This window comes from Streptococcus sp. KHUD_015 (assembly GCF_051106265.1).
Taxonomy (GTDB): Bacteria; Bacillota; Bacilli; order Lactobacillales; family Streptococcaceae; genus Streptococcus.
The window spans coordinates 1,080,073-1,092,857 of record NZ_CP193665.1 but is presented as its reverse complement, the minus strand read 5'-3'; the positions used below and the strand labels follow the sequence as shown (position 1 = coordinate 1,092,857).

Annotated in this window: 14 protein-coding genes and 2 pseudogenes; all 16 read left to right on the top strand. The window is 35.9% G+C overall.

All coding sequences use genetic code 11. From position 1 onward, the window contains the following. Window positions 1-388: 388 nt before the first annotated feature. The 16 genes and pseudogenes from ACORHU_RS05055 (at window position 389) to ACORHU_RS04980 (ending at window position 12,785) form a co-directional block, all read left to right on the top strand. Complete coding sequence (locus tag ACORHU_RS05055) at window positions 389-562, top strand: hypothetical protein (RefSeq protein ID WP_000159607.1); 174 nt, start codon at window positions 389-391, stop codon at window positions 560-562. Further along, the gene (locus ACORHU_RS05050; protein ID WP_371508989.1) at window positions 559-1,338 is read left to right on the top strand and encodes a replication initiator protein A; all 780 of its coding nucleotides are present in this window, start codon (window positions 559-561) and stop codon (window positions 1,336-1,338) included. The genes ACORHU_RS05055 and ACORHU_RS05050 overlap by 4 nt, the downstream gene beginning before the upstream one ends. Before the next feature lie 98 nt (window positions 1,339-1,436). Beyond that, on the top strand, window positions 1,437-2,795 hold the full coding sequence (gene dcm, locus ACORHU_RS05045) for a DNA (cytosine-5-)-methyltransferase (RefSeq protein ID WP_434363779.1): 1,359 nt from the start codon (window positions 1,437-1,439) through the stop codon (window positions 2,793-2,795). Next, the gene (locus ACORHU_RS05040) at window positions 2,779-3,228 is read left to right on the top strand and encodes a hypothetical protein (protein WP_049534691.1); all 450 of its coding nucleotides are present in this window, start codon (window positions 2,779-2,781) and stop codon (window positions 3,226-3,228) included. The genes dcm and ACORHU_RS05040 overlap by 17 nt, the downstream gene beginning before the upstream one ends. Beyond that, the gene (locus tag ACORHU_RS05035) at window positions 3,221-3,601 is read left to right on the top strand and encodes a hypothetical protein (RefSeq protein WP_000566543.1); all 381 of its coding nucleotides are present in this window, start codon (window positions 3,221-3,223) and stop codon (window positions 3,599-3,601) included. The genes ACORHU_RS05040 and ACORHU_RS05035 overlap by 8 nt, the downstream gene beginning before the upstream one ends. A 12-nt stretch (window positions 3,602-3,613) precedes the next feature. Beyond that, window positions 3,614-3,847: a hypothetical protein gene (locus ACORHU_RS05030; protein ID WP_000840776.1), complete on the top strand. Its 234-nt coding sequence runs from the start codon at window positions 3,614-3,616 to the stop codon at window positions 3,845-3,847. Window positions 3,848-3,849: 2 nt separating this feature from the next. Further along, window positions 3,850-4,437 carry a lysostaphin resistance A-like protein gene (locus ACORHU_RS05025; RefSeq protein WP_434363776.1) on the top strand — a complete coding sequence of 196 codons (588 nt, stop codon included), beginning with the start codon at window positions 3,850-3,852 and terminating at the stop codon, window positions 4,435-4,437. 129 nt (window positions 4,438-4,566) lie between these two features. Then, window positions 4,567-5,157, top strand: a complete 591-nt coding sequence (locus ACORHU_RS05020) for a type IV toxin-antitoxin system AbiEi family antitoxin domain-containing protein (protein WP_152907073.1) — start codon at window positions 4,567-4,569, stop codon at window positions 5,155-5,157. Then, the gene (locus tag ACORHU_RS05015; RefSeq protein WP_000492399.1) at window positions 5,157-5,993 is read left to right on the top strand and encodes a nucleotidyl transferase AbiEii/AbiGii toxin family protein; all 837 of its coding nucleotides are present in this window, start codon (window positions 5,157-5,159) and stop codon (window positions 5,991-5,993) included. Before ACORHU_RS05020 ends, ACORHU_RS05015 begins: the two co-directional genes overlap by 1 nt. Window positions 5,994-6,275: 282 nt before the next feature. Continuing rightward, window positions 6,276-6,575 (top strand): hypothetical protein, encoded by a 300-nt coding sequence (locus ACORHU_RS05010; protein WP_125450889.1) that lies wholly within the window; start codon window positions 6,276-6,278, stop codon window positions 6,573-6,575. Next, a complete protein-coding gene (locus ACORHU_RS05005; RefSeq protein WP_125450890.1) occupies window positions 6,565-7,053 on the top strand; it encodes a hypothetical protein in 489 nt (162 codons plus the stop codon). The genes ACORHU_RS05010 and ACORHU_RS05005 overlap by 11 nt, the downstream gene beginning before the upstream one ends. Then, window positions 7,053-8,930: pseudogene (locus tag ACORHU_RS05000) on the top strand (VirD4-like conjugal transfer protein, CD1115 family). The gene ACORHU_RS05005 and the pseudogene ACORHU_RS05000 overlap by 1 nt, the downstream one beginning before the upstream one ends. Window positions 8,931-8,950: 20 nt before the next feature. Then, window positions 8,951-9,193, top strand: a complete 243-nt coding sequence (locus ACORHU_RS04995) for a hypothetical protein (RefSeq protein WP_000627865.1) — start codon at window positions 8,951-8,953, stop codon at window positions 9,191-9,193. 16 nt (window positions 9,194-9,209) lie between these two features. After that, the gene (locus ACORHU_RS04990) at window positions 9,210-10,064 is read left to right on the top strand and encodes a conjugal transfer protein TrbL (RefSeq protein WP_001054257.1); all 855 of its coding nucleotides are present in this window, start codon (window positions 9,210-9,212) and stop codon (window positions 10,062-10,064) included. Window positions 10,065-10,117: 53 nt separating this feature from the next. Then, a complete protein-coding gene (locus ACORHU_RS04985; RefSeq protein WP_001097589.1) occupies window positions 10,118-10,477 on the top strand; it encodes a PrgI family protein in 360 nt (119 codons plus the stop codon). Then, a pseudogene (locus ACORHU_RS04980) lies at window positions 10,428-12,785 on the top strand (VirB4-like conjugal transfer ATPase, CD1110 family). Before ACORHU_RS04985 ends, ACORHU_RS04980 begins: the two are co-directional and overlap by 50 nt.

Genomic DNA, 12,785 nt, shown 5'->3' with positions numbered 1-12,785 from the left:
AGAAATAAATAAAATTATGCTTAATAGATTTCTCATAGCCAAAAGAGCATGCAAAAAAGGCTAATTTATGATAGAATAGAGGATAAGAAAGAAAACGTTTTTACAATTTTTCAATCCGAAGGAGATATATTATGGCAACTATTCAATGGTTGGTCTAGAAGAATTAAAATAATAAAACATTGTGAAGTAGAATAAATGCTTAAAACCCTTGAAATTCAAGGGTTTTTGTTGGTTTAGATTTTAATTCTTCACATTGTTATAAGTGCTTGATTGAGCAATAATCATCAATAAAAACATTTTTTTGGTGTTGAGTTTGGTGTTCAAATATTTATTATGTTACGGAAAGGAATTTCACAATCTTTCCGTTTTTTTATTTTCAGGAGGGAAAATGACAAAAGAATTACAATCATCACGCTATATTGTCATTTCATTTTTAGTACGTGAAATGGGAATTGACATTGTTGAAGCCATATCTCTTATGGCTGAATTAGAAAAAAGTGGCTTGGTTCGCTTGGAATCAAGTGGAGATTTAATACTCAAAGAACTTGGAGGAGCGCTATGAAACGAATTACCGCAAATCAATACCAAACTTCAGAACGGTATTATAAATTACCTAAAATTCTTTTTGAGGATGAGAAATATATGGATATGAAATTAGAAGTAAAGGTGGCTTATTCAATTTTAAAAGATCGTTTAGAATTATCTCTTAGTCGTGGTTGGATAGATGAAGAAGGAGCAGTCTATTTAGTATTTTCTAATTCTAAACTGATGAAGCTGTTAGGTTGTTCGAAGTCAAAATTATTGTCCATCAAAAAAATTCTTAAAGAATATGACTTAATTGATGAAGTCCAACAGTCTTCAAGTGAGAAAGGAAGACTAGCTAATAAGATTTATTTAGGGGAATTATCTTCTACCCCAGTAGCTAATTCAAACAGGCCTAGTGTTAAAAAAAGACTAGGGCAGGATGAAAATGATACGGCCCCCGTCTTACATTCAGCCCCTAGTGAGACTGAAGTTAGTGAGACTAAATATAGTGAGACTGATTCTTTATTTATTGAGGATGAGGAGGAGAGGTATACTCAACCTATCTTGAAAAGAAAAGTAGAAAAGGTCACAAAATATGATCGAGATTATATTTGGGGATTGGTACAAGATCAATTTAGACGAGAAGGTTTTTCTGAAACAGCCAGTGAAATTGCTATGACTGATTTTGAGAGAATCTATCAGTATGCTCTTGACAATGTTCGCTTTGTTAGACGAGCGGAAGTACTTGCTGAATTTGTGTTTAATGGCTTGTATTCTGTTTGGAACAACCGTGTTAGAAAAGGAGGTGGTTAAATGTCGCCAATCGAGTGGATATTAGTTATGCTAATCGTCATTTCAAGTGGTGTAACACTTTGGGCATTAATAGTCGATCAGAAAGGGGTGATAAAGAAATGATATTTATTGATTTATTTGCAGGTATCGGAGGATTTCGACTTGGAATGGAAAGTGTCGGACATGAGTGTATTGGATTTTGTGAGATTGATAAATTTGCTAGAGAATCTTATAAGTCCATTTTTCAAACGGAAGGAGAAATAGAATTTCATGACATACGAGATGTTTCAGATGACGAATTTAAAAAACTTAGAGGGAAAGTCGATATCATCTGTGGGGGATTCCCTTGTCAAGCATTTTCAATCGCAGGAAGACGATTGGGATTTGAAGATACTAGAGGAACTTTGTTCTTCGAAATTGCTCGGGCGGCCAAACAAATCCAACCACGTTTTCTTTTTCTTGAAAATGTTAAAGACTTACTCAATCACGATAAGGGACGGACGTTCACCACAATCCTTACCACACTTGATGAGTTGGGGTTTGATGTTGAGTGGCAGGTGCTTAACAGTAAGGATTTTGGCGTTCCCCAAAACAGAGAGAGGGTGTTTATTATCGGACATTCTAGAAAGAAAGGTACCAGACTCTTATTTCCTTTCAGACGAGAAGGTCAAGCAACTAACTCTGAGACTTTAAAAACACTAGGAAATTTGAATCCATCAAAAAGTGGCATGAGCGGTAAAGTTTATTATTCAGAAGGTCTTGCGCCAACCTTAGTTCGTGGAAAAGGAGAAGGATTTAAGGTTGCGATTCCCTGTATGACACCTGATAGATTAGACAAGAGACAAAATGGGAGACGATTTAAGGAAAACCAAGAGACGATGTTTACTTTAAATACTCAGGATCGCCATGGAATTGTCGTTGTTGGAAATTTACCAACTAGCTTTAAGGAGACTGGTCGCGTATATGGAAGTGAGGGCTTATCTCCAACACTGACTACAATGCAAGGAGGAGATAAAATTCCCAAAATACTGATTCCAGAACCAATCCAATTTCTAAAAGTCCGGGAGGCAACTAAAAAAGGATATGCTCAAGCAGAGATTGGAGATTCAATCAATTTAGAAAGACCAAGTTCTCAGTATCGGCGTGGTAGAGTTGGAAAAGGTATAGCTAATACTTTGACAACTAGTGGTCAAATGGGAGTAGTAGTGGCTAGCTATGAAGGAGAAGATAAGCAAGTTTACCATGTAGCCGGTGTTTTAATTGATGGACAATTTTACCGTTTGAGAATAAGACGAATCACCCCTAAAGAGTGTTTTCGCCTACAGGGATTTCCTGATTGGGCTTTTGAAGCTGCTAGAAAAGTTTCTAGTAATAGTCAGCTCTATAAACAAGCTGGTAATAGTGTAACCGTTCCTGTGATTGCCGCAATCGCAAAGAAATTAAAAGAAATAGAGGAAAAAGATGAAAGCATTAAATAAAGAATCAATACTAGATTGTGATGAATTAGAAACAGAATTACATGATGCAGAAATCAAACAGCTGGATGAACAAATATTTTTAATGCCTAATTATCCATGTGAGTTTGAGGTGACATTTTTAGATGATTACCATAAAAAACATAATTACCCACTATTTTATGAATCCTATCTTCAAAACGTTATGGAATTCCTTGAAAGTCAGGATATAAAGAACGGAGCTGATGCCTTTGTAGATGATCATCAAAATCTTGTTTTTATTTTATATGGGCAAGGCTATCGAGCCGAGGGAAAAGAGGGAATACTTACAACCCAAGTAACTGTAAAAGCTTTTGATGAAGACAAGAAACCGATTAACTTCGCAAATTTATTAGATTCCTTAATCGTCTCAGAATATCAAATGGAACCGAATCTTTGGGAGGTCTCCCATGATTGATCTCTATCTAAGTAAAAATAGCCAAAGAAATCAACTTCTTTTAGACTTCTTTCAAAACTATGGCATTGAGGTATCTTGTCATTCAGTTTCTGAAATGACAAAGGACAAATTAATTGAGATGATGAGCTATTCTTCAGATTGTTTCGAGTTCTTATCTCCCAATTTATTACGATTTAAGAATCGAGATAACCTAAAATTAACAGATTTCATCGAAATGATATTAAAAAATCCTGAACTAACCATCAGACTTCCTCTTGCGGTTTCAAATAAGCGAGTTTATCCAAATCTGAATCTGGAGGAGGCTAGAGCTCTATTGCCAAGAGATACGAAACAATTGATTTACATGGCACAAACACATTATTTATCTAACTAAAGGAGAAGCAATATGGCTGAACGATTTTGGGAGAACTTGTCCATTATTTTGGCTGAAAGAAATATCAGCTGGATTGAGTTAACCAGAAAAATGTTTGCGGGAGAGTTTCACTATCCAAGTGAATTGAATCGTTTGTATCAAAAGATTCGCCACTATAAGATGGAACAACGAATGCCTCAAAGTCCATGGGTAGAAAGGATTGTGCAGGTATTAGATTTAGATTATGAAGATTTATTTCGGAGGTAACTATGAAAAGAATAATTCCAGTTTATATATTCCAACAAGTAAATGTCCTATTACTATCCCTATACTTACTGAAATTGCTTTGTATCGGTGAGTTAACTATACTACAGATTCTCTATTGTGGGTCGCTCATTTCTTTTTTATGGTTGTATGATCAACGCAAACAAGCTCATAAGGTCAATATGAAAACTAGGATGAAATGGCTTGGTGTTGGATTTGTTAGCCTACTGATTATAAGTCTATGTTTTAGCCTGATTCATGCTCAAGGAACTACGAATCAAGCAAACTTAATTGGCCTTCAACATCAAGTTCTTTGGTTTTCATTTTTATTGTTCTTAATCAATGCGAGTATGGTTGAAGAATTTCTGTATAGAGAAATGTTATGGAACTTGGTCAGAAAATTAGATATTCGAGTTGCGTTGACAAGTGTTTTATTTGCCTTAGTACATCATCCAGGAACCATTCTAGCTTGGTGTTTATATGTTTCACTTGGGATGTTTTTAGGTATGGTGCGCTATAAATCGGACTTATGGGGCAGTATGGGGCTACATTTAGTGTGGAACCTATCAGTCTATGTCTTATTTTTTCTTTAATAATAGCTGGTTTGTCTTACGTATGGATTAATTTTGAAATAAAAAAACTAAATGAATTGATTTTAAAGAAATAAAATGCTAACATATATAGAAGATGTTAGCATTTTGTTTCTAAGAAAGGAGAATGATATGGTTGATAAAAGAGAGAAACTGATGAACTCTTTCAATCAGTATGGTTTTTTAACTTTTAAACAAGTAATAGATGAAAATTTACATTACAAAACCTTATTAAAAATGGTTGCAGAAGGAAAAATTGATACTGAAGAAAAAGGGTTATATCGCTTACCTGATATTTATTTAGATGAGTGGTTTGTCCTTCAGTATCGATTTCCAAAGGGAATCTTTTCTTTGGAGACAGCACTTTGGTTACATGGTTTATCTTTGACCATCCCTTTTAACATGACGATGAGTTTTCCTTATGGTACGAATACCAAAAACATTAAGGAAGCAGATATATGTCCTATTATTTTACGCTCTCACTATAGTGAAGGAATTATTGAAATAGAGCGTCTTCCTGGCCAATTTATTAAAGTTTATGAAGTTGAACGAGTTTTGGTTGAGTGTCTAAGACCAGTTCATCAGGTGGATCTTCAAATTATTGCACCAGCGTTTAAGAAATATTTTCAACAGAATCAAATTCATTTACACAAATTATTTTATTATGCCCAGCTATTTAAAGTAACTGATAAGTTACAATCTTATACGGAGGTACTGTCTTAATGTTTTCAAATGCCAATAGCTTTAAAGCAAAAATCAAAAACATTTCAAAAGATAAAGGAATTCCAGCTCAACAAGTACAACAACATTATTTAATTGAGCAAGTGTTAAAGCTGATTTCTACTAGTTCTTATAGAGATTCCTTCATTGTAAAAGGAGGGTATCTAATAGGTCAAATGATTGGACTAGATAAGCGAACCACAATGGATTTAGATGTTACTCTGAAGGGAACCGAAATGAGCAGAGAAAATTTGATTCATATCTTTGAAGAGATTCTTTGTTCTAAAACTGATGGATTTTCATTTTCAGTAGATAAGCTAGAACCTATTCGCCAAGATGATGAATATGGAGGATTTTCATTAAAATTAAATGCAACTTTTGATACATTAAAGGAGGTTGTTTTTATTGATATTACTACTGGTGATAAGATCACACCAAGAGAAATTACTTATTCAATGACTTCTATCTTTACTAATGAAAGCATCAAGATATGGACATATAATCTAGAGACTGTACTTGCTGAAAAGTTAGAAACGATCATCAGTAGGGGATTAGCTTCGACACGCCCACGTGATCGATATGATCTTTTCACCTTATATAAACTTAGAAAAGAAGAGATTAATCTAGAAGTATTAAAAAATGCACTTGAGAATACGGCAGAAAAACGTAAAAGTAAAGATACTATTTATAATTGGGAAGAACAAGTGAGAGGAATTGAAATTTCTGATTATCAGAAGGAGCTATGGATTCGTTATCAACGCCAATTTAAGTATGCTAAAGATATCTCATTTGATAACTCTGTTCAGGTTATTAGGGAAATTATGCAACAAATATTTTAGTACAAAAGTAACTCATTCGTAAAGCAGTGAGTTGCTTTTTTTATTCCAACAACCCCAAAAATGTGATAAAAATTTCAACTACTCTTATCTATAATAAAGCTACTTGTTCTTTGAAAATTAAATCCACTCCGTCTTGATTAGCGTGCCTGTGTAAGTAGGGACTGAGAGTATTACCCTGTGAAGGGCAACTGGCACAAGACGTGTGTGAGAATTTTCTAACAGACACGGAGTTTATCGTTACCAGACTTAAACGATGCGACAAACTAGATAAAGGAGTTAATCATGAAGGTAGTAAACTTGTATGATTTGAAACAAATGGGAAATAAAGGTGGATGTACCATCCAATTGATTCATCACTTTCCCTTTGGTATGGGCTTAGGACATCTTAAAAAAGACTACATTGAATTTCAACGTGTTGGTATCGTTGATGGGAAAGCAGTAGAAATTACTCTTCGAGAACCTTATTCGAGAGATCTACTGCAGGTTGTCAAGTCGATTAAGCAACGTCAGAAATTGATAGCTTATCGTTATAAAGAAGGAAAGCTGCTATTTGTGAAGAAGGAGGCCTCAGATGTCCTCTGAACAACAGGAACGAATGGCCGTTCAATATGCTGAGCGTAGTCTTTTATTTACTGTAAAAAGTCTTTTAAAGATTCTAGAATGGTCAAGACGTCATGCTTTAGCACAGGATTCCGCCTATAAGATAGGAGTGCAGAAATTAGAAGAATTGCTACAATCTCCTTATTCGATTGATACGATTAATCTGAAAAAAGATTTTTTAGACAAACCAATTGATATAGAGAAATTTAAAGCTTTTTTAGAAAAAGAAGAGATTCCTTTAGCCATCGCTTGGCAAGGGGATTCTCTACATTTCTACACGAAAGACCGTTCGATTCTAGACAATCATTTAGACCATCTGTTAGAAAAAATGGTTAATGATCCAGAAAAATTAGCTGATTTTACCATGGATAAGTCATTAGACGATGCAATTGATGAGGCTAAATCCCAAATTACCTTTAGACAAGAAGGAGCCGTCAAACAGAAAGAGATGGTGAGATGATGTACAGTGGAAAGAAATTCCTACTATTCTCACTGTTAGGTATCTTACTAGGCTATCTTTTTCATCGTTTGACGCTTTTGTATGATTCCTATACTGGAAATAGCTTAGATAAATGGACTCATCTCCTGATGGAAGGTCAAGATGAAGTTCTTCAGTCGCCATGGAATGTTTCCTTTACTGGAAAATCAAGTGCTTTTTTTCTACTAGGTTTTGTGATGATGTTGCTGGTTTATCTCTATCTAGAGACTGGTAAAAAACAATACTGAGAAGGGGTAGAATACGGGAGCGCCCGTTTTGGAACTCTAAAAGAAAAGAAGTTTTTTTACGGTAAGGAATTTTCTCATGATACGATCTTAGCCCAAGATGTTCGTTTGACATTATTAGATAAAAAACCACCCCAATATGATAGGAATAAGAATATAGCGGTGATCGGAGGTTCAGGAAGTGGGAAGACATTTCGCTTTGTGAAACCCAATCTGATTCAGATGAATAGTTCAAATATTGTCGTGGATCCTAAAGATCACTTGGCCGAGAAAACAGGCAAACTCTTTTTAGAACATGGCTACCAAGTAAAGGTGTTAGATTTAGTCAATATGAAGAACTCAGATGGCTTCAATCCTTTTCGCTATATAGAGACAGAAAATGATTTGAATCGCATGCTGACGGTTTATTTCAATAACACCAAAGGCTCTGGATCTCGTAGTGATCCATTTTGGGATGAAGCTTCTATGACTTTGGTACGAGCTTTAGCCTCCTACTTGGTTGATTTCTATAATCCACCTAAAACAAGAGAACAGCTCATTGAAGAGAGTCGTTTAAGTCAAACAGAATATCAAAACTTGTTGAAACGTCAAAAAAAAGAAGTGGAAGAGCGAAAAAAACGAGGGCGTTATCCAAGTTTTGCTGAAATCTCAAAACTCATTAAACACTTATCCAAGGGTGAAAACCAAGAAAAAAGTGTCTTAGAAATTCTATTTGAAAATTATGCTAAAAAGTATGGAACTGAAAATTTTACCATGCGAAATTGGGCAGATTTTCAAAATTATAAGGATAAGACTCTGGATTCTGTTATAGCTGTAACCACTGCTAAATTTGCCCTCTTCAATATTCAAAGTGTCATGGATTTGACCAAAAGAGATACCCTTGATATGAAGACATGGGGCAAGGAAAAATCAATGGTTTACCTAGTTATCCCAGATAACGACAGTACCTTTCGCTTTCTTTCAGCCCTCTTTTTTTCAACCGTATTTCAAACTCTAACAAGACAAGCAGATATTGATTTTAATGGTCAATTGCCTCTTCATGTGAGAGTCTATTTAGATGAGTTCGCAAATATCGGAGAAATCCCAGATTTTGCTGAACAAACCTCAACAGTCCGTTCTCGGAATATGAGTCTCGTTCCTATTCTACAAAATATTGCCCAACTTCAAGGGCTTTATAAAGAAAAAGAAGCTTGGAAAACCATTTTGGGGAACTGTGACAGCTTAGTCTACTTAGGTGGTAATGATGAAGATACCTTTAAATTTATGAGTGGCTTACTCGGGAAACAAACCATTGATGTTCGAAATACTAGTCGTTCCTTTGGCCAGACAGGTTCAGGATCCCTTTCTCATCAAAAGATTGCTCGTGATTTAATGACACCTGATGAAGTCGGAAATATGAAACGGCATGAATGCTTGGTTCGAATTGCTAATATGCCTGTCTTTAAAAGCAAAAAATACAATTCAACTAAGCATCCAAACTGGAAATACCTAGCCAATCAAGAAACCGATGAACGGTGGTGGAACTATCAAATCAATCCTTTGAATCAAAGACAAGAAAATCATCTTGAAGGCCTTAGAATTCGTGATTTAACTTTTGAATCTAGTTTAAAATAAAAATAGAAAAGAGGAAATAGATGATTACGCATTTTAAAGGTTTTGTTTATGGAGTAGACGCAAGTGCTATGTTTGCACAAGCTATGTCTTTGTTACAGAAGGGTTTGATTGCGGTTGGTGCCTTTCTCGTTGTTGTGGGGATTGTCAATCTTGCAACCAACATTAAAGATGGTGGACCAGGTGTTCGGAATGCCATTCTGGAAATTGTCGGTGGTGTTATGGTAGGGGCAGCTGGAGCCTTTGTAACTCAAATTTCAATTTAGGAGGATAAACAATGACATGAATCTTAGTTTAGTCTCACCCTTTGTTTACCTTGCATCTGAAAAAATATCAGCTGAAAATTTATTTGAAGGATTTAATGTGGATTTACAATCTACGGTAGATCTGATTAAATCTCTATCTAGCTACAATCCAACAGTTTGGACTTATATGTCTAGTATTACTAAAAGTGTCATGCAGCCTCTTGGAGTTGCGATTTTATCAGTTGTTCTTATCTTAGAATTTTCGAAGATGGCAAAGAAAATTGCTAACTCAGGTGGAGCGATGACCTTTGAAGCATTAGCCCCGATGTTGATTAGTTATATCATGGTCGCAGTGGTAATTACCAACACTACCGTTATTGTAGAAGCTATCATCGGGATTGCGAGTCACGCCATTGAACAAGTGGCCTCGATTGTGGCTCACGGTGGGGCAAAGTATGATACCATCTCTGGATTAAAAGGGTCAGGATTTATTGGCCGGATGATTGTGGGCTTTTTCGCCCTCCTCATTTGGCTTGTTCGGATAGTAAGTGCAGCCATGGTTAATCTTTTGGTATCTATTCGATTTATTCAACTCTACCTTATGATCCCATTTGCCCCTCTTACGATTCCAACATTTTTAAGCGATGAATGGAAGTCTATTGGTATTGGCTATTTAAAAAATATTATGGTCTATGCGGTACAAGGGGTTCTCATTTTTCTGATTGTTTCTCTTGTTCCTTTGTTTGAATCTGCTGGGAAAATAGCTGTTTCAAATGGTGCAGGAGTCTTGCAATCACTTGCGATTATGTTTGGTAGTTTGGTACAAGCTATCTTACTGATTATTGCCCTCGTTGGTTCTCAACGTACGGCTCGCTCAATCTTAGGTATGTAATTAGATAAAGGCTAGGAAGTGATTGCTTCTTAGCCTTTTTAGAAAGGAAAGTAATGAATACACGTGTCTTTAAAGACATCTCAAAATACCAACACAGGGCTTGGTTAGGTTTCACCACAAGACAAATCATCTTTGTTTTACCAGCCTTTATTGTCACAATTATTGTTTTGGGCTTGAATCTCTTTTTCTGGCAATTTGGAGATTGGTTTGTTTACGGTTTTGTGTTTGCTTTTACCATCCCCCTCATGCTTTTTGGAGTCTATAAACCCAATGATTTATATTTTGAACATTATTTGAAATACCGTCTTCATTTTGAATTAACGGTTCCCCTACGCACAATTACAGGAAAGAAAGGACCTGAACATGAAAAGAAAATCAAATACATTAAAGAAACAAAAAACTTCAATGACTAATAAAAAGGAAGAAGTTAAAGGGAAAAAAGAGGAAGTGTTACCCTCAACGGCTAATACTCTTTCCTATCAAGCCCTGTATCAAAATGGTCTGATGCAGGTAAAAGAAGATTATTTCTCACAAAGCTATTTACTTGGTGATGTCAATTACCAGACCGTTGGTTTAGAAGATAAGGGCGCAATCATTGAGAAGTATTCTGATTTGATTAACTCACTAGATGACCAAACCAACTTCCAATTGACTATCTTTAATAAAAGATTGAATTTAGAAAAGTTTAGACAGAGTGTTCTGTATGAGGAAAAAGAAGATGGGTATGATACCTATCGTAAAGAACTGAATCGGATGATGAATCAGAATTTAGACAGTGGTGAAAATAATTTCTCAGCTGTGAAATTGATTACCTTTGGTAGAAAGGATTCTAATCCCAAACAAGCCTATCGTTCCTTGTCTCAAATTGGAGAATATTTCAAGAGTGGTTTCTCAGAAATTGATGCTCGCTTTGAATCCTTGGCTGGAGAAAACCGTGTGAACTTGTTGGCAGATATGCTTAGAGGAGAACACCATCTTCCTTTTTCTTACCGTGATTTAACGAGATCGGGTCAGACAACTCGTCACTTTATAGCTCCTAATCTCTTAGATTTCAAAAACAAGAATTACCTACAAATCAATGACCGATTATTGCAGATTGTCTATGTGAGAGACTACGGCATGTAATTAGGTGATCAGTTTATTCGAGACCTCATGCAAGGAGATTTGGAATTGATTGTGAGCCTCCATGCCCAAAGTTCGACCAAGGCGGATGCCATGAAGAAGCTACGAACAAAGAAGACCTTAATGGAATCCCAAAAGATTGGGGAACAACAAAAACTTGCTCGAACAGGTATCTATTTGGAAAAAGTAGGTCATGTATTAGAAAGCAATATCGATGAAGCTGAGGAACTCTTAAAAACCATGACCGAGACAGGAGATAAACTATTTCAAACAGTCTTCTTGATTGGTGTCTTTGGTCAGGATGAAGAAGAACTCAAACAAGCCCTAGACACTATTCAACAAGTGGCCGGCTCAAATGACCTAATGATTGATAAACTTCCATATATGCAAGAAGCAGCCTTTAATAGTTTGCTGCCATTTGGTTGTGATTTTTTAGAGGGAGTATCACGGAGTTTATTAACATCTAATGTAGCAGTGAACTCACCTTGGACTTCAGTAGACTTACAAGACCGCAGTGGGAAATATTACGGTATCAATCAAATCTCAAGCAATATTATTACCATTGATCGCAGCCTATTAAATACACCGTCTGGTCTGATTTTAGGGACATCTGGAGCTGGGAAAGGGATGGCAACCAAGCATGAGATTATCACGACCAAAATCAAGGAATCTGGTGAAAATACTGAAATTATCATCGTGGATCCAGAAGCAGAGTACAGTGTTATTGGACGGGCTTTTGGTGGGGAAATGATTGATATTGCGCCCGATTCCCAAACCTATCTCAATGTACTTGACTTGTCTGATGAAAATATGGATGAGGACCCTGTTAAGGTAAAATCAGAATTTCTTTTATCCTTTATCGGCAAGTTATTGGATAGGAAAATGGATGGAAGAGAAAAATCGATTATCGACCGAGTTACGAGACTCACCTATCAGTCATTTAAAGAGCCTTCTTTGGAAGAATGGGTCTTTGTCTTGAGTCAACAACCAGAAGAAGAAGCGCAGAATTTGGCACTTGATATGGAACTGTATGTCGAAGGTTCTCTTGATATTTTTTCTCATAAGACCAATATTCAGACAGGATCTAATTTCTTAATCTATAATGTTAAAAAGTTAGGAGATGAGCTGAAACAAATCGCTCTTATGGTTGTTTTTGATCAGATATGGAATCGTGTTGTTCGGAACCAAAAATTAGGGAAGAAGACCTGGATTTATTTTGATGAAATGCAGCTTCTCTTACTAGATAAATATGCCAGTGATTTCTTCTTTAAATTGTGGAGTCGTGTCAGAAAATATGGAGCTAGTCCGACTGGAATAACTCAAAACGTCGAAACCTTATTGTTAGATCCAAATGGTAGACGGATTATTGCAAATAGTGAATTTATGATTCTCCTCAAGCAAGCAAAAAATGACCGAGAAGAACTGGTTCAACTCTTAGGCTTGTCAAAAGAACTCGAAAAATACCTAGTCAATCCAGAAAAAGGGGCAGGACTAATAAAAGCTGGTTCAGTTGTCGTTCCCTTTAAAAATAAGATTCCTCAAGGTACACAATTGTTTGATATCATGAGTACGGATCCTGATAAAATGGCTTCTAATTAA

Coding starts and splice junctions, on each gene's coding strand:
- dcm (WP_434363779.1), top strand. CDS start 1,437: ATGATATTTATTGATTTATTTGCAGGTATCGGAGGATTTCGACTTGGA.
- ACORHU_RS05025 (WP_434363776.1), top strand. CDS start 3,850: ATGAAAAGAATAATTCCAGTTTATATATTCCAACAAGTAAATGTCCTA.
- ACORHU_RS05040 (WP_049534691.1), top strand. CDS start 2,779: ATGAAAGCATTAAATAAAGAATCAATACTAGATTGTGATGAATTAGAA.
- ACORHU_RS05050 (WP_371508989.1), top strand. CDS start 559: ATGAAACGAATTACCGCAAATCAATACCAAACTTCAGAACGGTATTAT.
- ACORHU_RS05005 (WP_125450890.1), top strand. CDS start 6,565: ATGTCCTCTGAACAACAGGAACGAATGGCCGTTCAATATGCTGAGCGT.
- ACORHU_RS05030 (WP_000840776.1), top strand. CDS start 3,614: ATGGCTGAACGATTTTGGGAGAACTTGTCCATTATTTTGGCTGAAAGA.
- ACORHU_RS05035 (WP_000566543.1), top strand. CDS start 3,221: ATGATTGATCTCTATCTAAGTAAAAATAGCCAAAGAAATCAACTTCTT.
- ACORHU_RS05015 (WP_000492399.1), top strand. CDS start 5,157: ATGTTTTCAAATGCCAATAGCTTTAAAGCAAAAATCAAAAACATTTCA.
- ACORHU_RS04985 (WP_001097589.1), top strand. CDS start 10,118: ATGAATACACGTGTCTTTAAAGACATCTCAAAATACCAACACAGGGCT.
- ACORHU_RS05020 (WP_152907073.1), top strand. CDS start 4,567: ATGGTTGATAAAAGAGAGAAACTGATGAACTCTTTCAATCAGTATGGT.
- ACORHU_RS05055 (WP_000159607.1), top strand. CDS start 389: ATGACAAAAGAATTACAATCATCACGCTATATTGTCATTTCATTTTTA.
- ACORHU_RS05010 (WP_125450889.1), top strand. CDS start 6,276: ATGAAGGTAGTAAACTTGTATGATTTGAAACAAATGGGAAATAAAGGT.
- ACORHU_RS04995 (WP_000627865.1), top strand. CDS start 8,951: ATGATTACGCATTTTAAAGGTTTTGTTTATGGAGTAGACGCAAGTGCT.
- ACORHU_RS04990 (WP_001054257.1), top strand. CDS start 9,210: ATGAATCTTAGTTTAGTCTCACCCTTTGTTTACCTTGCATCTGAAAAA.